This window comes from Phyllobacterium sp. OV277 (genome assembly GCF_900104355.1).
Lineage (GTDB): Bacteria > Pseudomonadota > Alphaproteobacteria > Rhizobiales > Rhizobiaceae > Phyllobacterium.
The window spans coordinates 345,852-364,848 of sequence record NZ_FNIY01000001.1 but is presented as its reverse complement, the minus strand read 5'-3'; the positions used below and the strand labels follow the sequence as shown (position 1 = coordinate 364,848).

Genomic DNA, 18,997 nt, shown 5'->3' with positions numbered 1-18,997 from the left:
AGCTCTATACGAGCATGATCCTTTGACAGAAGCGAAGTCCGATGAAAGCCGCCAAGCTCGCAACCCGATAGGCCGTAACAACCGTTTTCAACCGTTGTTGCGGCATTCAAGGCTCTCAATATCCGTTTGAGTTGGGATCAATGATCGCCGCCGAACCTCTCGTTCGCGTGGGATTTTGCTATGCTACACCCCAAAAATTGGGCTTATTCACTGCCAGCGGCCTTGCTGCTGATGGCTCCTTTTGATCTTCTCGCTTCCCTGGGCATGGATATTTATCTGCCTGTTATCGTCCATATGCCTGCGGTGCTGAACACATCGCCCGCCATTATCCAGCTAACCCTCAGCCTCTACATGATTGTGCTTGGCTGCGGGCAACTCCTGTTCGGGCCATTGTCGGACCGTATCGGCCGCAGGCCCGTGGTGCTTGGCGGTGCGCTTCTGTTCTGCCTCGCCTCGACAGGGCTGGCCGTGACCAGTTCTGCCGAGGTTTTTGTCGCGCTTCGTGTCCTTCAATCGACTGGCGGGGCGGCGGCGCTGGTGGCGACGTTTGCCACTGTCCGTGATGTTTATGCGGATCGGCCTGAAGGCGCCATCATCTACGGCCTGTTCGGCTCGATGCTGGCATTTGTTCCTGCATTCGCACCGGCCATCGGCGCGCTTGTCGATCACATCTTCGGCTGGCGCGGCATATTCTGGCTGCTTGCCGCACTTGCGGCGATGGCAGGGCTGCACGCTTTCCTGCGCTGGCCCGAAACGCGCCCGGTACAGACGGAGCGAACCGCACTGATCAGCAATTTCGCAAGAGTGTTCGGCAGCCTGTCCTTCTGGACCTATACGCTGGGATTCAGCACTGCCATGGGGACGTTCTTTGTCTATTTCTCGACAGCACCGCGTATTCTCATGCAGGCGCTGGGTCTTTCCTCGACCTCGTTCAGCCTTGTGTTTGCAACCGTTGCACTGGTGATGATCGCGTGCAGCCGTTTCGGCGGTGTATTTGTGCGATGGTGGGGACAGCGGGGATGCCTGATCCGAGGAATGGCATTGTTTCTGACCGGCGCGATTCTGCTCTTGCTGGGGCAGGTGTTTCTGCCGCTTTCCGTCGTCACTTTCATGGGGCCGATGTGGGTCATGGCCAGCGCCATCTCCGTTACCTCAGCGGTGGCTGCCAACGGCGCATTGCGGGAATTCGGCGATATAGCGGGAACCGCAACGGCACTCTATTACTTCATCGAGAGTGTTATTGTCGGCATCGCCGGAACGATCATTGTTGTTCTGCTACCGCAGGCCAATTTCTGGCCGGTTGCGATATTTACGGCAATATCCGCCTTTGCGACGCTGGTTCTGGTGTGGCTGTCAGCCCGTTATGAAAGGACGCTAACCTCTTAATCTGTCATAATATTCGCGATCTCGACCAGATTGCCATCGGGATCGCGGATATAGACCGAGCGGATAGGCCCGGTTGCTCCGGTGCGGGCAACCGGGCCTTCCTCAATGGCGATGCCAAGTTGATCGAGTTGGGCGATTACCCGATCCAGCGGTGTTTTGGTGATGAAGCAGAGATCGCCGGAACCGGGTGTTGCCGCTTTCGCCTTGGGTTCAAACTCATGGCCCAGTTCGTGCAGGTTGATCTTCTGGTTGCCGAAGCGCAGCGCCTTGCGCTGGTGATCAAATGTTTCGAGCGTCATGCCCAGCGCCTTTGAGTAGAAGACGCAGGTGGCTTCGATATTCTTGACCGTCAGAACCAGATGATCGAGATGATCAATCGTCACCCCATTATCGGGTTTTGCTTCCCGGTAGCCATCCAATTCCGGATCGAGATCGACTTCCACTACATTGGTGAAAACGGTCGTGGCGATCATGATGCCAGCAAAGGCGACAAGATTGACCAGCGTTGGTTCGTCATAGCGGTCAGCCAGCCGCTTCCACAGGCGCTCGGGTATCGCATTGGCATTGGCGACGATTGCCTTGCCGAAATCCATCAGAACTGTCTCATCCGCATCCGGGACGATGGTTTCCGGCTGCAGACCGGAATCAATCAGCGCGCGGCGGAAAAAGGTGACGGGAATATCCGCATGACTCGCTTTTGCAATGGCAAGGGACAAAAGCCAGATGGCACGGTCGGGCAGGGCGGGGCGCAGCAACTCGCGCAAGGTGAACCATTCCGCGTAGATACGATGCGCGACTGGCGAATGCAGCATGATGCGTTTCATATTGGTCATACGGCCACGCAGTTGCAGTTCGCGGTCATGTTCGGCGCGGGCTTCCGGTGAAGCCTCATCATAGACAACAGGCGATATGCGGCTCATGGGGACATCCATCTGCAAAAGATTGGGGAAGTATCCATGGCATATATTTTCTCCCCGGCGCGCGCCAATGAAATTGTATCGGGGGATTTATTTCGCGGCAAAAGATGCGTGTGTTCCATATGGTGGAAAATTTGAGCTCCCAATCAGGCGTTTGTTGAAAGGTTTTTCGCCGGTTGCGCTGCACAAAAGATAGTCATCCCTCGCTCAATTTGTGTGCATTGGCGAATATCTGAGACGAAACAAGGCGTTTCTCTTTTAGCTATTCACACTGCCTACGGGGGCCAGCACATGACAAAAACCATAGAACATCTCGCAAATAACGGGAAAATTACGCGGCGCGCAGGCTTGTTTGCGCTGGTGGCTTCGGCCATCGCCATATCAAGCTTTGCAGCGCCACAGCCATCACATGCGGCTGACAAGGCCATCAAGGTCGGCATCATCAGCGGCGAAGATGAGGATGTGTGGAAAGTCGTCACAGCCGAAGCAGCCAAGAATGGTCTGACCATCAAGACGGTTGTTTTCAATGATTACACACAGCCGAATGAAGCGCTGGAACGCGGCGATCTTGATGCCAATGCCTTCCAGCACAAGCCTTATCTCGATAACCAGATCAAGACACAGGGCTATCACATCGTGCCTGTTGGTTATACCGGCGTCTGGCCGATCGGCCTTTATTCGAAGAAGTTTGCCAAGATCACTGAACTTCCTGAAGGCGCAGTGATCGGCGTGCCCAACGATCCGTCCAATGAGGGCCGCGCGCTGCGGGTTCTTCAGGATCAGGGCGTGATCAAGCTCAAGGCGGGCACCGGCATTCTCGCCACGATTGCCGATATTTCCGACAATCCGAAGAAGGTCAAAATCAAGGAACTCGATGCCGGTATCGTCGGGCGTTCAGTGGAAGATCTCGATGCGGCAGTGGTCAACACGGATTGGGCTTTAAAGAGCGGCCTGACACCGGAAAACCGTATCGCGCAGGAAAAGATCGACGATAATCCTTACCGCAACTTCATTGCAGTGAAGGCTGGTCAGGAGAAAGAGGCATGGGTGAAAACCCTCGTTTCCTCCTATCAGAATGACAAGGTCAAAGCGGAATTTGACCGTGTCTACAAGGGCACGGGTATCAGCGCGTACTGATATCCGGTTGATTGCAGAGTAATCACGGCAAGGCGGGTCGCAGCATAGGAATATGCCGCGAACCGTCTTCTCGATTGAGGCGGATACGATTTCAATATTCGCCCAGGGGAAAACAAATGAATTCGCATGTCTCTGTTTCCGGTGGCACGGGCGCAATCATCACAGACGCGCGCCAGGACGACGATGTTGTCAGGCTTGAAAATGTCAAACGGCATTTCGGCGAGACGCCAGCGCTTGATGGTGTGTCGCTGACTGTCCGCAAGGGGGAAATTCTCGGTATTATCGGCCGCAGCGGCGCGGGGAAATCAACGCTGATCCGCTGTCTCAATGGTCTGGAGCGGCCGGAATCGGGCTCCATCTTTGTTGAGGGCAGGCAGATTACCGGGCTTGATGAGCGCGAGCTGCAGCCGTTCCGCCGTCGCATCGGCATGATTTTCCAGCATTTTAACCTGCTATCGGCCAAGACGGTGGAAGAGAATGTAGCGCTGCCCCTCAAGATCGAGGGGCGCCCAAAGGCCGAGCGTCTGAACCGGGCGCGGGAACTTTTGGAATTGGTTGGCCTTTCCGACAAGGCGAAAGCCTATCCATCCTCGCTATCTGGCGGGCAAAAGCAGCGCGTGGGCATTGCGCGTGCGCTGGCGGCGCGGCCAGCTTTGCTGCTCTCCGATGAAGCGACATCCGCGCTCGATCCGGAAACAACGCGTTCCATTCTCGCGTTACTCAAAGACATCAACCAGAAGCTCGGCCTCACCATTCTGCTGATCACCCATGAAATGGAAGTGGTTCGCTCCATTGGTGACCGGGTTGCGGTTATCGATGCGGGTAAAATCGTTGAGGAAGGCCCGGTCTGGTCGGTTTTTGCCGATCCGCAGACCGATATCACCAAAAGCCTGCTTGCGGGTATTCGTCCGCAGCTTCCAGCCCATATCGTCAGTCTCTTGTCATCAGAACCCACCGGCGAAGCTGTGCTTGGTGTTGATCTTGCCGGTGCTGCCGCGCAGGGCACGTTGCTGGCCGATCTGCCGGGACCTTTCCGGCTTGTTCATGGCGGTGTCGACCATGTGCAAAATCAGGCGGTCGCCCGGCTTTATCTTGCGGTTCCTGCTATCGCAGTTGCTCAATTTGTTTCGTTTCTTGAGGCCCGCTCGGCCCGTGTAGAGGTGCTTGGTTATGTCACAAGTCATGTATGAACTGCTTCTGCAATCGCTCTGGGAAACGCTTGTCATGACCGGCGCTTCCGGTCTGATCTCGCTGGCAGCTGGCCTGCCGCTGGGTCTGGCGCTGGTGGCAACTGACCGTGGCGGTATCGCGCCGAACCCGTGGGTCAACAGCGTGCTTGGCGCTGTCATCAACGCCTTCCGCTCGGTGCCATTTATTATCCTGCTGGTGGCGCTGATTCCGCTCACACGGCTTATCGTCGGCACGTCCATCGGCACTTGGGCCGCCATCGTGCCGCTATCCATCGGCGCGACACCCTATTATGCACGTATCGCAGAGGTGTCCTTGCGTGAGGTGGATCGCGGGCTGATTGAAGCGGCGCGTGCCATGGGCGGCAATCGCTGGACCATCATTCGCGAGGTGCTGGTGCCCGAGGCGCTGCCGGGCATTGTTGCGGGTTTCACGGTCACGCTTGTCACCCTGATTGGTGCATCGGCCATGGCGGGCGCGATCGGGGCCGGAGGCTTAGGTGATCTTGCCATCCGCTATGGCTATCAGCGCTTTGAAACCTCTGTGATGATTGCCGTGGTGATCGTGCTTATCATTCTTGTCTGCGGCATTCAGTGGGTTGGTGACAGGCTGGTCAAACGGCTCGATCACCGCATCTAAAAGAACCGATTGGCAGGGCGTTGCAGACCGAGATTTTCGCGCAATGTCCTGCCTTCATATTCGGTGCGGAAAATGCCGCGCCGCTGCAATTCCGGCACGACCTTGTCGACAAAATCATCAAGTCCTTCAGGCAGATAGGGGAACATGACGTTGAAACCGTCTGAACCTTCCCCCTCAAGCCATTGCTGCATCTCGTCGGCGATTGTTGTAGGGGTGCCGACAAAGGCTGGACCGGCATAGCCACCCAGCCGCTGTGCCAGCTGGCGCACGGTCAGGTTTTCACGCCGTGCCAGATTGACCGTACGCTCCAGGCCGCTCTTGCTGGCATTGGTATCAGTGATCTCGGGCAATGGCCCATCCGGATCAAAAAGCGACGCATCCTGACCAAGCGCAATCGACAGGGAGCCGATGGCATTGGCGTAGTGCACAAGACTATCGAGACGGGCGCGTTTTTCCTTGGCTTCCTCCACGGTATCGCCCACCACGACAAAGGCGGCGGGCAATATTTTCAACTGATCGCGCTGGCGGCCGATCTTGTCCATGCGGGCCTTGATGTCGGCATAAAGGCTTTGGCCGTCGGCAAGATTGGACGGTGCGGCAAAGACGAGTTCTGCGGTTTCAGCGGCCAGTTGGCGTCCCGGTTCGGATGACCCTGCCTGTACGATCACAGGCCAGCCCTGCACGGGCCGGGCAATATTGAGCGGGCCGCGAACCGAGAGAAACTCGCCCTTGTGATCGAGCACATGCATGCGCTCTGGATCGAAATAAATGCCGGTTTCAGCGTTGCGGATAAAGGCATCGTCGGCAAAACTGTCCCATAGCCCTGTCACCACATCATAAAACTCGCGGGCGCGGCGATAGCGCTCGTCGTGCTCCATATGGTCTTCCAGCCCGAAATTAAGCGCCGCGTCGGGATTGGAGGTGGTGACGATGTTCCAACCTGCACGTCCGCCGCTGTTATGGTCGAGCGAGGCGAAGCGCCGTGCGATGTGATAGGGCTCGTCAAAGGTCGTCGAGGCGGTGGCGATCAGGCCGATATGCTCGGTCGCACCGGCCAAGGCCGAAAGCAGGGTGAACGGTTCAAAGGATGTCACCGTGTGGCTGCGTTTCAGCGCTTCCACCGGCATGTTCAGCACGGCCAGATGATCGGCCATGAAGAAGGCGTCGAACTTGCCGCGCTCCAGCGTCTGGGCAAAGCGCTTGAGATGAGCAAAATTGAAATTCGCATCTGGATAAGCGCCGGGATAACGCCAGGCACCCGTATGAATACTGACCGGCCGCATGAAAGCGCCAAGATGCAGTTTGCGTGTCTTGCTCATCGCATGTCCTTTCACAATCCTGCCTTTGAGGGGAGCAGTCCGATTGTTTGCATATGGGGTGGTCAACTTGACTGGAGAAGGCCCATGCGGCGGGAAATGAAGCGTTCTATTGCCGATAATCCGTCATAGATCATGACTGCGAGAATGCCGACGATGAGGCCGCCTTGCAGGACGAAGGAAAGGTTGTTGGATTGCAGCCCGGCAATAATGACTTCACCCAGTGTTTTGGCCGCAACTGTCGAACCGATGGTGGCGGTCGCCAGATTGATTGTCACGGAAAGGCGTATGCCAGCGAGGATGATTGGCATTGCCAGCGGCAGTTCGACCTTGATCAAGCGCTGCCAGCCGGTCATTCCAACACCGCGCGCCGCATCGGTGACGGTCGGTGGCAGGGTGGTCAGGCCCGTCAGCGAGTTTTCGAAGATCGGCAGCAAGCCGTAGAGAAAAAGGGCGATCAGCGTGGGTTTTTCGCCGAAGCCGACGGCAGGAACAGCGAGGGCGAGGACAGCCACCGGTGGAAATGTCTGGCCGATATTCACAAGGCTGCGCGAAAGCGGCAGAAACTCGGCACCGAACGGGCGTGTGACCAGAATAGCCAGAGCAACAGCGACGATGGTGGCACCTGCCGTTGCAATGGCAACGGTGCGTAGATGCAGCAAGGTCAGCGTCAGCAAACTGCCCTGATTGTAGATGACAGGGGCATTGTTCTGGGTGAGTGGCCGGAAGATTGGCTCAAACCATTCCGGGCGCAGCAAAAACACCACGAGAAGCGCCATGATGCCTATGCGCAGAATGGTCGGAAAACGCAGGTTCATGCGGCTGGCCTTGAGGCGCGTTTCACCAGCCCGTCCACGGTAACGCGGCCGATGGATTTGCCCGCTTCATTGACCACGGGCAGAGCAGGGCGGCCTGACCAGAGGAGTTCGGCCAATGCATCGCGCTGGGTTGCGGAGGCTGGAATGGCTTCGCCTTCAGCCGTGCCGGGCTCCACCGCATCACCAGCGGGACTCAAGGACAGGAAGCGGAAGGGCCGGTCGCCGGTGCCAACGAGTGTGGCGACAAAATCCGTTGCTGGATTGGCGAGAATTTCAGCTGGGGTTGCGTATTGCAGTAGATTGCCACCATCCATCACCGCGATCTTGTGGCCAAGATGGATTGCCTCTTCCATGTCATGGGTGACAAGAATGATGGTTGTCCCGAAGCGTTTCTGGATGGCGAGCAGATCCTCCTGCGCCTTGGAGCGGATAACCGGATCAAGCGCGCCAAAGGGTTCGTCCATCAGCAGCACGTTTGGTTCTGCGGCAAGCGCGCGGGCAACGCCGATACGCTGCTGCTGGCCGCCGGAAAGTTCATGCGGATAGCGCGGGCCGAATGTATCAGGGTCCAGCTGGAACAGCGAAAGCAGTTCACTCACACGGGCGTCGATTTTCGCCTTGTCCCAGCCGAGAAGCTCGGGCACGACAGCGATATTCTGCGCCACGGTGCGGTGGGGAAAGAGGCCGTGGCCCTGAATGGCATAGCCGATACGGCGGCGCAGTTCATAGCCGGGAAGGGAACGATTATCCTCACCATCAAGCTTGATAATGCCCGATGTCGGCTCGACCAGCCGGTTGATCATGCGCATCAGCGTCGTCTTGCCCGAGCCTGATGTGCCGACAATGACGGTGACGGTGCGTGGCTGGACGACCAGCGAGACGTTGTTGACCACGGTCGCCGCGCCGTAGCGCTTGGTGATACCCTCGATTTCAATCATGCGGATGCCCCGGAGTGAAAGGGTGAACTGAGTTCGACGGCGGCATCAAGAATGATTGCCGCCGCAAAGGCGAGAAGCACGGTGGGAACTGCGCCGAGCAGGACCAGATCCATGGCGGTCTGGCCGATGCCCTGAAACACGAAAACGCCAAAACCGCCGCCGCCGATAAGCGCGGCTATGGTTGCAAGGCCGATATTTTGCACCAGAACAATGCGCACACCGGTGAGGATCACCGGGAAGGCCAGAGGGAATTCTACCTTGAACAGGCGTTGCCGTTCGGTCATGCCGACACCACGCGCGGCGTCATTCGCCTGAACGGGAACACCCGCAAGGCCCACGACCGTATTGGCGACGACAGGCAGCAGCGAATAGAGAAACAGCGCGACGAAGGCAGGGGCCATGCCGATGCCCTTGATGCCGATTTCTGCGGCACCGGGTACATTGGCAGCAATCCAGCCAAGTGGGGCGATCAGAATGCCGAACAGCGCGATGGACGGAATGGTCTGCACGATGTTCAGCACATTGAGAACGATGTCGCGCAGTTTTTGCATCCGGTGGCAGAGAATGCCGAGCGGGATGCCAATGACAACAGCCGCGACGAGCGAACCTAGCGCCAATGTGACGTGTTTGCTGGCTTCCGCCCAGAAACTATCGGCACGGGCGCTGTATTCTTTCAGGATCGACAGCTTGTCCCAGCTTCCTGAAAGTAGAACAAAGCCGATGAAGCCAGCCGCAAGGATCAGCACAAGGATGCGGAGCAGCGGTGTCAGGCGCAGGCGCGTCAGCGAATCCGCTGCGAGAAGGGCAAAAGCAAACAGCAGCAGCCAGAAGCCGGACGCGGGCGAAACACGTGCATAGGTGTTGGCGGGCGGGGTGAGGTGGTCGGCGGCCGTGCCGATGAGGAGAAACAAAGCTGCAAGCGTGGCAAAGCTAGCTGCCAGCCGCAGTGTCGGTGGGGTTCGAAAGAGCCCGATGACCACAGCAACGGCAATGATGGCGAGAAGCGTGGGGCCAGCCCATGAAGGCAGGGAAGCCAGAAGGGTTTGCGGAACACCTGCAACGATCCGATTGGCGCGGAACGTGGCAAACGGCGCTACGCCTACCGCATATCCGGCGATCAGGGCAATCACGACACCTAGTTTGTCCAGACGCACGGCCATGGTCTCCATTTACCGGAACAGGGCGGGATCAGCCCGCCCTGCTTCAGTGTAGTGACTGACTTACTTGAGGAAGCCGTTCTTCTTCAGAAAGTCTTCCGCAACGGCCTTTGCCGGTTCGCCGCCCACCTGCACACGGCCATTGAGGTCCTGCAATGTGACGAGGTCGAGCTTCAGGAAAACCGGCTTCAACAGGGTTTCAATCTCAGGATGTTCCTTCAGCACAGCTTCGCGGATGATCGGTGCTGGCTGATAAACAGGCTGAACGCCCTTATCATCGGCGAGAACGACGAGGCCGGATGGAGCAATACCGCCATCAGTGCCGTAAACCATGGCCGCATTGGCACCATTGGTCTTGTTGGCAGCGGCGGCAATCGTTGCAGCCGTATCACCGCCCGAAAGCGTGATCAGCTGGTCGGATTTCAGCTTGAAGCCATAGGTGGTCTGGAATGCGGGCAGGGCTGCCGCCGAATTGACGAATTCGGAGGAGGCAGCAAGCACAACATTGCCACCACCAGCGACATATTTGCCGAAATCAGACAGTGTTACCAGCTTTTCAGCGTCGGCCACTTCCTTGCGCAGGGCAATTGCCCAGGTGTTGTTGGCGGGCGAGGGTGTCAGCCAGACGATCTTGTTGGCATCGTAGTCAAGCTTCTTTGCGGTCTCATAGGCTTTGGTCGCATCTTTCCATGCGGGATCATCAGCCTTCTCGAAGAAGAACGCGGCATTGCCCGTATATTCAGGGTAGATATCGATTTCCTTGGCGGTAATCGCCTTGCGCACAATGGGTGTCGCGCCCAGCTGGATGCGGTCGGTGGTCGGAATCTTGTTGGCGTTCAGCACGGCCAGAATGATATTGCCGAGGACGCCGCCTTCAGTGTCGATCTTGGATGAAACAACGACCTGCGCGCTTGCAGATCCGATAGAAAGCGCCAGAGCGAGCGCAGCGCCGAGAAAGGTTTTGCTGGTAAACATTCTTTTCGTTCCCTTTGGATATCCCGAATTAATATGACCTTTAAACCACGATTGCCGTGGCGGGTCCGGGTATTTATTTCCGCGAAAAGGGCCTGCAACGAAAAATTTGCAGCTTTCCGTTCACCTGCAAGCTTGTCCTATTTTGCATCGTGGCTCAAGCCTGTCATGTCAGCATTTATGCCTGTTATGGCAGGAGCGTTTGGGACGGAGTTAGAAATCTCGATCAAGGATTTCCGCAAAGACCGGTTCTTTGCCAACATTATCCGCGATGGCGGCGAGTTTGGGGAAATGGCTGTTGAATATGCTAAGCCCCGGCCGCCAATTGCGCATGACCGCCAGATAGAGATCGATAGCGCTGAAATTCTCACCAAGGAACCACGGTTCGTCTGCAACCTCTTCGACGTTTTTCCAAAGGCTAAGGCGGTATTCCTCGAGGCTGTCGCGGTATTTCTTCTGGTTTGCCTCGTCCAGCGCCCAGCGGGCTGGGTCATCGCCAAAAGTGGAAACCGGATAAATCGCGCCGATGATGTAGACGAGCCAGCGCAGAAACTGCGGGCGATGTGGATCACTGGCAGAGGGTGCCAGTCCGGCGTCGGGGAAAGCATCGGCCAGATGCAGGATGATTGCCGCGCTTTCCGTCAGGATATTCCCGTCGGGCAGGATGAGCGTTGGCACCTGACCCAGAGGATTGAGTTCCAGCAACCGGTCACGCTCTGGGCCTGGTTCAAGATAGGGTATCTGTTCGAGCGTGCAGTTCGCTTTTGCGCGGGCGAAGGCCAGTTCGATAATGACAGAGCCGCATCCTGCCGAACCAATCAACACATATTTGCTCATGTTGTTTCCCTAGGCGACAGCCGTGCAAATGGCGGCATAATGAATGCTTGCCGCAGTCAGAACGAAGGCATGCCAGATCGCGTTGTGAAATGGCAGCCGCTCAAGAACATGGAAAATCACCCCAAGGGAATAGACGAGGCCACCGGCGAGAATCAGCCACAGCACTGTGGCTGACAGCGCTGTTGTCAGTTCCTGATAGGCGGCGACGCCACTCCAGCCCAATGCCAGATAAAGCACGATAGACAGCCGGTCGAAGCGGTTGGGCATTAAAAGTTTCAACAGCACGCCCGCGATGGCAATGGCCCAGACAGTGGATAGCAGCCACCACGTACCGCTTTTTGCCATAAGCGGCGTGTAGGTGCCCGCGATCAGCAGATAGATTGCCGAATGATCGAAACGCCGCAAAAGGGCTTTAACAGGCGAAATCGGCCATATGTTGTATGTCGCCGAAAGCGCCATGGAGAGGACGAGCGTTGCAAGGTAGATGGCTACAGCCGCATAGGTTGCGGGTTCTTTCGGCCCGAAGGCGAACAGGAGAATCGCTCCTGATATGGCCAAGGTCACACCCATTATGTGGACCACTCCGTCAGCCCAGAGTTCGGCGACGGTGTAATCACGAAAGACAGGCGCAGGCAGCGGGCGGGCGGATGATGGATGCAACGATTTTTCCTGATCGAAGAGTTTTTCCTTGGCGTCATATAACAACGAAAAGTCCGGCTGCGTAAATGCCTCGCCGTTCATGTCTTCTCACCAAGGATCAGTTTAACAACTTCAGATTGTTAACTCACGGTTAAGGGTGACGGAGGGCGCCCGATTCTTCGCATGGACAGTTTTTCTCTTTTGAAAGGCCATTTTCTTGTTGCTGTCTTTATGTGGGTATTACGGCAGTATTTTGATAAGACTTTGGTATAATTCTTTGAAATTCTGTAATATTCTGTCAGATATTTTGAATATTCTGCATGCGTAATTCCTGTTGGTTACTTCTCCAATTTAAGCCATAATCATTTCATCACATGGGAAGACTATGGGTTTCGGGGGGAAACCATGGTTGGTGCCAGTTTCTGAATGTGCACTGTTGAAATTGAGGGAGTTCAAAAATGTCTATGACCCGGAATCTTATATTTGCCGGAATTATCGGTGCCGCATCGTTTACGGTTGTACCGGCCTACGCGCTCTCGGCGAAAGAGTGCAGCGTCAAGTATCAGGCAGCCAAGACTGCCGGAACACTTGGCGGCGCGAAGTGGAATGATTTCCGCAAGACGCAATGTGCGGATGCATCGCCTGCAGCTGCGGCTCCGGCCCCGGCTGCTCCAACCAAAGCCGCCAAGACAACAGCCGCAGCGCCGAAAGCTGCTGCCCCCGCTGATTCAGGTGGCGGCCTGACCATGAAGGAGTGCAGTGCCAAGTATCAGGCTGCCAAGACGGCAGGTACACTTGGCGGCGCGAAGTGGAATGATTTCCGCAAGGCCCAGTGCAGTGGTGATGCGGCAGCAGCTGCTCCAGCCGCCGCACCGACCAAGACAGCCACTGCTCCAGCAGATGCCAGCGCCGGTGGCGGCCTGACGATGAAGGAATGCAGTGCCAAGTATCAGGCTGCCAAGACGGCAGGCACACTTGGTGGCCAGAAGTGGAATGATTTCCGCAAGGCACAGTGCAGCTCCGGCGCTTCCGCCGCTGCTACCAATGATGACACTGCTCCAACACCTCAGACAGCGACCTATAAGGATGAGCCGCCAGCAGCCACGACGGCAGCTCCAGCGGGCGTTGGTTTCCCGAAGGCCGTTTCGGCCAAATACTCCACTGAAAGCGCTGGCAAGGCCCGTATGCATACATGCCTTGAACAGTATTATGCCAACAAGCAGAACAACACGCTTGGCGGCCTCAAGTGGATTCAGAAGGGCGGCGGCTATTACAGCCTCTGCAATTCCCGCCTGAAGAGCTAAATCTGATAACAGCAAGCGGGGCCAATGCTCCGCTTCCTGCTTTTAGCGCTGTGGTTTCGCTCTTCTCCCATTTTGCGGAGAGGGTTGGTGGAGTGTTGTTCGTGGTTCGTGGTTCGACAAGCTCACCATGAGGGGCTTGGGTTGATGCAACGCTAATCGCAAAGGTTGCAGACTATGGCTCCCCATCATCACTCCCCACTCCGTCATCCTATAGCTCTCATCTCTCTGTCATCCTCAGTCCTCGGGTTTAACCCGAGGATGACCCGAGGACCCACGGCTAAAGAGTTCCAATGAACTTGATTGCTCGCGCTTTCAGATCATGGGTCCTCGGGTCAAGCCCGAGGATGACGGAAAGAGGGGTGCAGGGAGTTAGGTTCTGCAACCTTTGCGCTGCAACCATTTTGATCTGCAATCTATGTGATTATCGTTGCATCCACCCAAGCCCCTCATGGTGAGCTTGTCGAACCACGAACCACACACCCCACCCCACCCACTAATAACCCTGCAAACCGACACTCTAACCCCTTCCACCTGCATAATTTTCCCACTATGGTCTGCGTTGAGACCGGTCGAAATGGATTGGTCTTGGGGCCTAGAAACCTCGCATACAGCGGTCGGTGTCGACCGCAAAGGCACCTCCTCAGCCCTATGGCCGGGGAGGCCTCGGCGTATGTCCAGAGCTTCGGCTTAAAGGCCGTGGCGGTCGTCTGTGTGCGACTTTCTAGCTCCCCGGTCACCAGAGGATAATCCTCGGGTGGCCGCTTTCCTCGTGAAACAAGGGAGTGCGCATGACCGACTACAATTTCTGGGCTCATCTGCTTGATACGTTTCAATCCTCACCTGATTTGATCAAGGCAATATGGCTGATCATTCCGCCTGCCTTTGTGCTGGGGCTGTTGGCGATGACCATGCGGTTCAGGATCGAGAGCAAGCGGGCAGACAAAGGGCTGGATGGCGAACTTGTTTATTCAGTTCATAAGGATAAGCAAAACCGGGTTCATATCATCAGCCACATAAAGCAGGTGGGAGATAACCCGCCACTGCTTTTCCTCGATCAGGGGCCGGGCGAAGCGTTTGAATATGCTGAGGGCAAGCCACCTTTAAAGCGCTAATCATTAAAGAGAGATTTGCACATCTGTTGGTTCGCGGTTCGACATAACAACCATGAGGGGCTTGAGTGGATGCAACGCTAATCGCGAAGGTTGCAGAACAAAGGTTGCAGAACTTGGCTCCCTTGCATCACCCCCACTCCGTCATCCTCAGTCCTCGGGTTTAACCCGAGGATGACCCGAGGACCCATGATCTGAAAGCACGAGCAATCAAGTTCAATGGAACTCTTTAGCTGTGGGTCCTCGGGTCAAGCCCGAGGATGACGGAAGGAGGTGGGGTGCAGTCCGCGGTCAACTCTTGTAAGCGACCCAGCCCCTGAATGTGAAACCGGCGTAGAATAGCTCGATATTCGAGAATCCCGCTTGGCGAAGGATGGTTTCGTCCATAGCGGGAGAAAGAACAGGCAATCGCTCCTTCATGGTTCTGATACTGTTCGCAGTCAGGGATATAGGAGCCCCAGTTGCCGCCGCGAACGCCGCGTAGCGTGCGAGCCATTTGTCCAATTCCGCCCCCTCATTGGGGAAACTGTGGTGCGCGGCGACAAATGGCGCGCCGGGCTTCAGTCGCTGCTGGACCGCCCGCAGCGTCTGACGCCGTTCCTCTTCCGGCAGGAAGTGAAGTGTTAAAAGACAGGTTGCGGCGTCGAATGGGCCCTCGGGCGCACTGTCGATATAGCCCTCGTGGAACGCAACGCGAGAGGCCTGCGCACCGAGATTGGTTCTGGCCAGTTGAAGCATCTCGGCAGAGGGGTCGACGCCATCGAAACGCCAGTGCGGCTGCATCTGCGCGAGCACGCCCAGTTCCATTCCTCCGCCAGCCCCGAGAACCAGAACGCGCGCATCGGCGGGAGCCCGCTCTGCCAGAAGCAGACCAGTCATCCGGTGCAGGTCGTGAAGGCCCGGCACAAGTTGCGCGGTTCTGGCCGCATATCCCGAAACGATATCGGGATTGGAAAACGATGACATCTGCATCTCCGTTCGAGGCTTCACCGCTGCGGTAAAAGGGCCAGCAGGGGGTGGAAGACAGCCGTTATCGCATTTCATGTAACTCTATATGTTACGATATGCAAGCTTCTTGATGAGGCTGCCATAGGCGCCCTTTTATCCATGAATTGCAAAATCCATCATGCGTGGTTCGACAGACGCGCAACTATCCGCTCTCTCTTCCACCGATCCCTTGACATGCAATAATATTATTGCATTTATTCGGCATGGATGATGAGCAACTCGATCGGATTTTCAAGGCGATTGCCGACCCGACGCGGCGCAGGATCATAGACCGATTACGCGAGCGCCCCGATCAATCGCTGTTCCACATCTGTGCGCTGTCGGTTGCGGAGGATGGGGAAGCCCTGTCCCGGCAGGCGATCACCCAGCATCTCGATACGCTTGAGAAAGCTGGACTGCTCCATGTTTCATGGTCTGGGCGAACCAAAATTCATTCCATCGATCTCATTCCGTTGCAGGCGGCAGCGGCTCTATGGCTTCGCAAACATCTTTAGGAGGAAAACCACCATGAGGATTTATGTCACCAGTGTATTGGTAGACGATCAATCAAAGGCTTTGGACTTCTACACCCGAATCCTTGGCTTCACCGTGAAGCACGATATCCCCCTTGGCGGCGAACATCGCTGGCTGACGGTCGTTTCGCCCGAAAACCCGGAGGGAACAGAACTGCTGCTGGAGCCGAGCGAACATCCGGCAGCCAAGCCCTTCAAGGACGCCCTTGTCGCGGATGGTATCCCGGCAACCTCGTTTCAGGTGGATGATATCGATGCGGAGTATCGCAGGCTGCGTGACCTCGGCGTATCGTTCACTGTCGAGCCAATGGATGCCGGACCAGTCCGGATGGTGGTGTTTGACGATACATGCGGAAACCTGATTCAGCTGATCCAAATGACCGGCAAATAGAAAAGGCTTTTAGCCATAAACGACCCGGTTTCGGCCCTGATGTTTGGCGGAGTAGAGATATTTATCGGCAATCGCCAATGTCTCTTCCAGTGACTGGCCCGGTGTGTGCAGGGAAATACCGATACTGACGGTGATCGTGGTTCGCTCAAGCCCGAGTTCCCTGCCAATAGCGCGGGTGGCGATCAGAATTTTATGGGCTATCCAGTTGGCGCGGCCAAGATCCGCATCGGCGAGGAAGACGGTGAATTCTTCACCGCCAATCCGCGCGGCCAAATCCCGCTCGCCGATGCTGGATTTAATGACCCGGCCAAGCTCATGAATGACGCCGTCGCCAGTGGCATGGCCAAAGCGATCATTGATGGCCTTGAAGTAATCGGCGTCGATGTAGAGGAGGGCGCCCGCACTGTCGATGGGGCGGGATGTGGCAAACAGTTGCTGTGTCTGCAGGTAAAACTCGGCCCGGTTGAGCAGACCAGTCAAATCATCCCGGCGCGAGTCGAGATCGAGCTGTTCGGCAAGCTGCTTCAATTTGTAATTCAGCCCGACCAGAAATGCGCCGAGCGGCAGGCTGACGAGAACGACGATGCCTGTTGTAACAGCGGCCACGCGATGGGGCGTTTCGAGGCCAATGACGAAAAATGCGCTGACAGCCATGATATCTGACGAGATGGTGGCCATGCCAACCATGATCGCGACTTGCCTCAATGGCGAAAGCGCACCGAATCTGGTCATCCATAGGTTGTAGATGTTCATTGTTTCCGCCGGGTCAGTTGCGAGCACCGGCATTCAAGCCTGAAACAAGTGAAGAAAGCTATCCTGGGTTGTGTCGAATTCGAACAATCGAGTTCAAAAATCAGTTCGAGACTAACTATCAAGCCCGTAGCTGATGCGCACGGTCGTGCCGACATCGGGGACCGATGTGATTTTCAGCTTTCCCGTCATGGTTTTCACCAGTTCCATGCAGTTCGTCAGGCCAAGGCCAAGATGGACACCTGCCTTGGTCGAAAAGAATGGCTCCTTGGCTTTCGCCAACGTGGAGGGGCTCATGCCGATGCCGTTGTCAGCAACAACCAGTACCAGTTGCGGGCGCTGCAGAAAGCGGCGGTTGACGCTTGCTCTGATCGCAATGACCGGATCAGTCCGGGTGGCGACGGCATTGGTGGCGTTGCGGACCAGTTCGTCAATGATGAGATGAAACTGCGACGCGGGAATAAGTGATTTGCGCGCGGCCTGTTCGATGTCGAGTTGCAGGTTGATCGGGCTCTTCGACACAATGTCCGCTAGCAGATCGCCCAAGGGCACTTTCTTGAATTGCGTCTTGGAGTGGCCGATCATCATCAGGCCCTCATTGATGCTTTCCAGTTCCGCAATCGTGCTGCGGGCTGCCTCGGTCATTTCCGAAGAGGGAATGGCATTGTTGCCGACATAGCCGAGAAACAGGCGCAATGCGGCGATGCGCGTGCGCGTCATATGGGCAAACAATGCGGAGAAAGAGCGGATATGCTGGTCCTTGCGGCGGGCCAGAAGGCTGCGCTGATGGATGAGCAGTCCGGCGAGGATCAGCGCGCCAGCTGCACCCAGAAGCTTGTTTCTGGCAACATCGGCAGCGATGGTGGCGGTGCCCTGCAGGGTAATACTATGGGCCAAGGTCGACCCGGCGGTGCGGAAAATATCCGTTTCGATGGTTTGTACGGTTTTCAACGCCTTGTCGAACTGGCTTGCCTTGATCTGCGGGGTCAAGACCGTGTCGACTGTCAGGATCGTCTTTTTCAGGGAAGCGATATCAGGCGCATCGAGAAACCGGTCTGCGTAGTCGAGCTGATCCAGTGATTTCAGGTTGAAATTCATCAGGGTCACTTCCTGAATCAGACGCGGCTCAGGATCGCCCGTTCTGGTGGCGAGCATCAGATAACCCTTGATGCTGGCAATCTTCTCGCGTGCCTGTGAAGCGCGAACCTGAACCTCAAAGGTCTGACTCATGATTTCATTGGTCTGGATACGGTACAGATCCGCGCGCACAAACGACCAGACACAGAGCAGGGCCGCTCCGATCAGGATGATGTAAAAGAGCGGGTCGAGGTACTTATCCAGCTTCATGTTCAGTCAGTTTCAATCGGCCGGGCGGATCGAAGTAACAAACCAGACCCATATGGAGTTACGTGCCGGGATATAGGGCTTTGGCAGTTTACCCAGCGGCCAGACAATATAGAACGGCCCGCCATCATCGAGTGATAAAGGCCTGAAATCCTGATCCTTCGTGCAGACGCCGCTTTGCTTGTCGGTATCTGTGCAGGCCTGTTCGAGTGCAATGATAGGCGCAAACTCAACCACCTCTTCCATGGTGATTTTTATAATATAATTGTCGAATGCAGCAACTTCGAGGTTGGGCTTGTCCGCAATCTTGTACTTGGTCACCATTTCCTTCACCGAAGGGCCACGGAAATGGATTTTCACGCCATTGGTCCAGGGGGTCTCCGTCACCAGATCATGCATGGGAAACTCCTGACGGAGTTTTTCCTGGGTGAAGGTCGCCAAAGCACCGCCGGATGCATCCTGCATTTGAATGACCGCAGGGTCATCATTGGCAAAAGATGTACCCGAAAAAATTGACATGCAGAGGCACAAGCCCGCGAAGAGAAAAGAAACCTGCTTGCCTGCGTTATTTATCTGTTTTGTTCGGTTGGCAGTTCCAGTGGCGAAAAGACCTCCAATTGCCGCTGATGCCTTTA

At 56.2% G+C, this 18,997-nt stretch carries 20 protein-coding genes and 1 pseudogene; 8 read left to right on the top strand and 13 right to left on the bottom strand.

What is annotated here, in order from left to right; genetic code table 11:
• Positions 1–180: 180 nt before the first annotated feature.
• Positions 181–1,386, top strand: coding sequence for a CmlA/FloR family chloramphenicol efflux MFS transporter (cml, locus tag BLU05_RS01925; protein ID WP_091877439.1), 1,206 nt, complete (start codon positions 181–183; stop codon positions 1,384–1,386).
• Here cml and BLU05_RS26385 read toward each other — a convergent pair.
• Both BLU05_RS26385 and BLU05_RS01920 read right to left on the bottom strand, forming a co-directional pair.
• Positions 1,383–1,769 carry a VOC family protein gene (locus BLU05_RS26385; protein ID WP_244518176.1) on the bottom strand — a complete coding sequence of 129 codons (387 nt, stop codon included), beginning with the start codon at positions 1,767–1,769 and terminating at the stop codon, positions 1,383–1,385. The genes cml and BLU05_RS26385 overlap by 4 nt on opposite strands.
• Before the next feature lie 18 nt (positions 1,770–1,787).
• Positions 1,788–2,306 (bottom strand): annotated as a pseudogene (locus tag BLU05_RS01920) (hypothetical protein); the annotation flags it as partial.
• A 288-nt stretch (positions 2,307–2,594) separates the two neighbouring features.
• Between BLU05_RS01920 and BLU05_RS01915 the strand changes: the two are divergent.
• From BLU05_RS01915 to BLU05_RS01905, 3 genes are all read left to right on the top strand, one after another.
• Positions 2,595–3,440, top strand: coding sequence for a MetQ/NlpA family lipoprotein (locus BLU05_RS01915; RefSeq protein ID WP_091877437.1), 846 nt, complete (start codon positions 2,595–2,597; stop codon positions 3,438–3,440).
• Positions 3,441–3,556: 116 nt separating this feature from the next.
• Positions 3,557–4,630 (top strand): methionine ABC transporter ATP-binding protein, encoded by a 1,074-nt coding sequence (locus tag BLU05_RS01910; RefSeq protein WP_091877435.1) that lies wholly within the window; start codon positions 3,557–3,559, stop codon positions 4,628–4,630.
• On the top strand, positions 4,611–5,267 hold the full coding sequence (locus BLU05_RS01905; protein WP_091877433.1) for a methionine ABC transporter permease: 657 nt from the start codon (positions 4,611–4,613) through the stop codon (positions 5,265–5,267). Before BLU05_RS01910 ends, BLU05_RS01905 begins: the two co-directional genes overlap by 20 nt.
• On the opposite strand, the gene BLU05_RS01900 is transcribed toward BLU05_RS01905, so the two are convergent.
• The 7 genes from BLU05_RS01900 to BLU05_RS01870 all read right to left on the bottom strand — a co-directional run bounded on the left by BLU05_RS01900 (position 5,264) and on the right by BLU05_RS01870 (position 12,046).
• Positions 5,264–6,586, bottom strand: coding sequence for an LLM class flavin-dependent oxidoreductase (locus tag BLU05_RS01900; RefSeq protein ID WP_091877431.1), 1,323 nt, complete (start codon positions 6,584–6,586; stop codon positions 5,264–5,266). The two genes, BLU05_RS01905 and BLU05_RS01900, sit on opposite strands and share 4 nt — an antisense overlap.
• 62 nt (positions 6,587–6,648) lie before the next feature.
• Complete coding sequence (locus BLU05_RS01895) at positions 6,649–7,401, bottom strand: ABC transporter permease (RefSeq protein WP_091877429.1); 753 nt, start codon at positions 7,399–7,401, stop codon at positions 6,649–6,651.
• Positions 7,398–8,339, bottom strand: coding sequence for an ABC transporter ATP-binding protein (locus tag BLU05_RS01890; protein WP_091877427.1), 942 nt, complete (start codon positions 8,337–8,339; stop codon positions 7,398–7,400). Before BLU05_RS01890 ends, BLU05_RS01895 begins: the two co-directional genes overlap by 4 nt.
• Positions 8,336–9,499 carry an ABC transporter permease gene (locus BLU05_RS01885; protein WP_091878401.1) on the bottom strand — a complete coding sequence of 388 codons (1,164 nt, stop codon included), beginning with the start codon at positions 9,497–9,499 and terminating at the stop codon, positions 8,336–8,338. The genes BLU05_RS01890 and BLU05_RS01885 overlap by 4 nt, the downstream gene beginning before the upstream one ends.
• A gap of 60 nt (positions 9,500–9,559) precedes the next feature.
• A complete protein-coding gene (locus BLU05_RS01880) occupies positions 9,560–10,471 on the bottom strand; it encodes a glycine betaine ABC transporter substrate-binding protein OsmF (RefSeq protein WP_091877425.1) in 912 nt (303 codons plus the stop codon).
• A 210-nt stretch (positions 10,472–10,681) separates the two neighbouring features.
• Entirely contained in the window at positions 10,682–11,305 is a 624-nt protein-coding gene (locus BLU05_RS01875; RefSeq protein WP_091877423.1) for a glutathione S-transferase family protein, read from the bottom strand.
• A gap of 9 nt (positions 11,306–11,314) precedes the next feature.
• Positions 11,315–12,046: a PAQR family membrane homeostasis protein TrhA gene (locus BLU05_RS01870; protein ID WP_091877421.1), complete on the bottom strand. Its 732-nt coding sequence runs from the start codon at positions 12,044–12,046 to the stop codon at positions 11,315–11,317.
• A gap of 362 nt (positions 12,047–12,408) precedes the next feature.
• Here BLU05_RS01870 and BLU05_RS01865 point away from each other — a divergent pair, with 362 nt between their 5' ends.
• On the top strand, positions 12,409–13,248 hold the full coding sequence (locus BLU05_RS01865) for a hypothetical protein (protein WP_244518172.1): 840 nt from the start codon (positions 12,409–12,411) through the stop codon (positions 13,246–13,248).
• Between the two features lie 788 nt (positions 13,249–14,036).
• Positions 14,037–14,360: a hypothetical protein gene (locus BLU05_RS01860; protein ID WP_091877417.1), complete on the top strand. Its 324-nt coding sequence runs from the start codon at positions 14,037–14,039 to the stop codon at positions 14,358–14,360.
• Positions 14,361–14,648: 288 nt separating this feature from the next.
• On the opposite strand, the gene BLU05_RS01855 is transcribed toward BLU05_RS01860, so the two are convergent.
• The gene (locus BLU05_RS01855; protein ID WP_091877415.1) at positions 14,649–15,323 is read right to left on the bottom strand and encodes a class I SAM-dependent methyltransferase; all 675 of its coding nucleotides are present in this window, start codon (positions 15,321–15,323) and stop codon (positions 14,649–14,651) included.
• A 245-nt stretch (positions 15,324–15,568) separates the two neighbouring features.
• Between BLU05_RS01855 and BLU05_RS01850 the strand changes: the two genes are divergently transcribed.
• Together BLU05_RS01850 and BLU05_RS01845 are read left to right on the top strand one after the other, a co-directional pair.
• A complete protein-coding gene (locus BLU05_RS01850) occupies positions 15,569–15,859 on the top strand; it encodes an ArsR/SmtB family transcription factor (protein ID WP_091877413.1) in 291 nt (96 codons plus the stop codon).
• A gap of 13 nt (positions 15,860–15,872) precedes the next feature.
• Complete coding sequence (locus BLU05_RS01845; protein ID WP_091877411.1) at positions 15,873–16,268, top strand: VOC family protein; 396 nt, start codon at positions 15,873–15,875, stop codon at positions 16,266–16,268.
• Positions 16,269–16,277: 9 nt separating this feature from the next.
• Here the strand turns inward: BLU05_RS01845 and BLU05_RS01840 are convergent, their stop codons facing one another.
• The 3 genes from BLU05_RS01840 to BLU05_RS01830 form a co-directional block, all read right to left on the bottom strand.
• A complete protein-coding gene (locus tag BLU05_RS01840; protein ID WP_091878399.1) occupies positions 16,278–17,021 on the bottom strand; it encodes a GGDEF domain-containing protein in 744 nt (247 codons plus the stop codon).
• A 111-nt stretch (positions 17,022–17,132) separates the two neighbouring features.
• Positions 17,133–18,365: a sensor histidine kinase gene (locus BLU05_RS01835; protein ID WP_091877409.1), complete on the bottom strand. Its 1,233-nt coding sequence runs from the start codon at positions 18,363–18,365 to the stop codon at positions 17,133–17,135.
• A 12-nt stretch (positions 18,366–18,377) separates the two neighbouring features.
• Positions 18,378–18,881, bottom strand: coding sequence for a hypothetical protein (locus BLU05_RS01830; protein ID WP_139210378.1), 504 nt, complete (start codon positions 18,879–18,881; stop codon positions 18,378–18,380).
• Between the last annotated feature and the right edge of the window lie 116 nt (positions 18,882–18,997).

Bases quoted from the DNA above. Each gene is read 5' to 3' on its own strand.
- BLU05_RS01880 (WP_091877425.1), bottom strand. From the start codon at position 10,471: ATGTTTACCAGCAAAACCTTTCTCGGCGCTGCGCTCGCTCTGGCGCTT.
- BLU05_RS01890 (WP_091877427.1), bottom strand. From the start codon at position 8,339: ATGATTGAAATCGAGGGTATCACCAAGCGCTACGGCGCGGCGACCGTG.
- cml (WP_091877439.1), top strand. From the start codon at position 181: ATGCTACACCCCAAAAATTGGGCTTATTCACTGCCAGCGGCCTTGCTG.
- BLU05_RS01860 (WP_091877417.1), top strand. From the start codon at position 14,037: ATGACCGACTACAATTTCTGGGCTCATCTGCTTGATACGTTTCAATCC.
- BLU05_RS01900 (WP_091877431.1), bottom strand. From the start codon at position 6,586: ATGAGCAAGACACGCAAACTGCATCTTGGCGCTTTCATGCGGCCGGTC.
- BLU05_RS01915 (WP_091877437.1), top strand. From the start codon at position 2,595: ATGACAAAAACCATAGAACATCTCGCAAATAACGGGAAAATTACGCGG.
- BLU05_RS01845 (WP_091877411.1), top strand. From the start codon at position 15,873: ATGAGGATTTATGTCACCAGTGTATTGGTAGACGATCAATCAAAGGCT.
- BLU05_RS01830 (WP_139210378.1), bottom strand. From the start codon at position 18,881: ATGTCAATTTTTTCGGGTACATCTTTTGCCAATGATGACCCTGCGGTC.
- BLU05_RS01905 (WP_091877433.1), top strand. From the start codon at position 4,611: ATGTCACAAGTCATGTATGAACTGCTTCTGCAATCGCTCTGGGAAACG.
- BLU05_RS01840 (WP_091878399.1), bottom strand. From the start codon at position 17,021: ATGAACATCTACAACCTATGGATGACCAGATTCGGTGCGCTTTCGCCA.
- BLU05_RS01835 (WP_091877409.1), bottom strand. From the start codon at position 18,365: ATGAAGCTGGATAAGTACCTCGACCCGCTCTTTTACATCATCCTGATC.
- BLU05_RS01855 (WP_091877415.1), bottom strand. From the start codon at position 15,323: ATGTCATCGTTTTCCAATCCCGATATCGTTTCGGGATATGCGGCCAGA.
- BLU05_RS01865 (WP_244518172.1), top strand. From the start codon at position 12,409: ATGACCCGGAATCTTATATTTGCCGGAATTATCGGTGCCGCATCGTTT.
- BLU05_RS01875 (WP_091877423.1), bottom strand. From the start codon at position 11,305: ATGAGCAAATATGTGTTGATTGGTTCGGCAGGATGCGGCTCTGTCATT.
- BLU05_RS01910 (WP_091877435.1), top strand. From the start codon at position 3,557: ATGAATTCGCATGTCTCTGTTTCCGGTGGCACGGGCGCAATCATCACA.
- BLU05_RS01895 (WP_091877429.1), bottom strand. From the start codon at position 7,401: ATGAACCTGCGTTTTCCGACCATTCTGCGCATAGGCATCATGGCGCTT.
- BLU05_RS01870 (WP_091877421.1), bottom strand. From the start codon at position 12,046: ATGAACGGCGAGGCATTTACGCAGCCGGACTTTTCGTTGTTATATGAC.
- BLU05_RS01885 (WP_091878401.1), bottom strand. From the start codon at position 9,499: ATGGCCGTGCGTCTGGACAAACTAGGTGTCGTGATTGCCCTGATCGCC.
- BLU05_RS01850 (WP_091877413.1), top strand. From the start codon at position 15,569: ATGGATGATGAGCAACTCGATCGGATTTTCAAGGCGATTGCCGACCCG.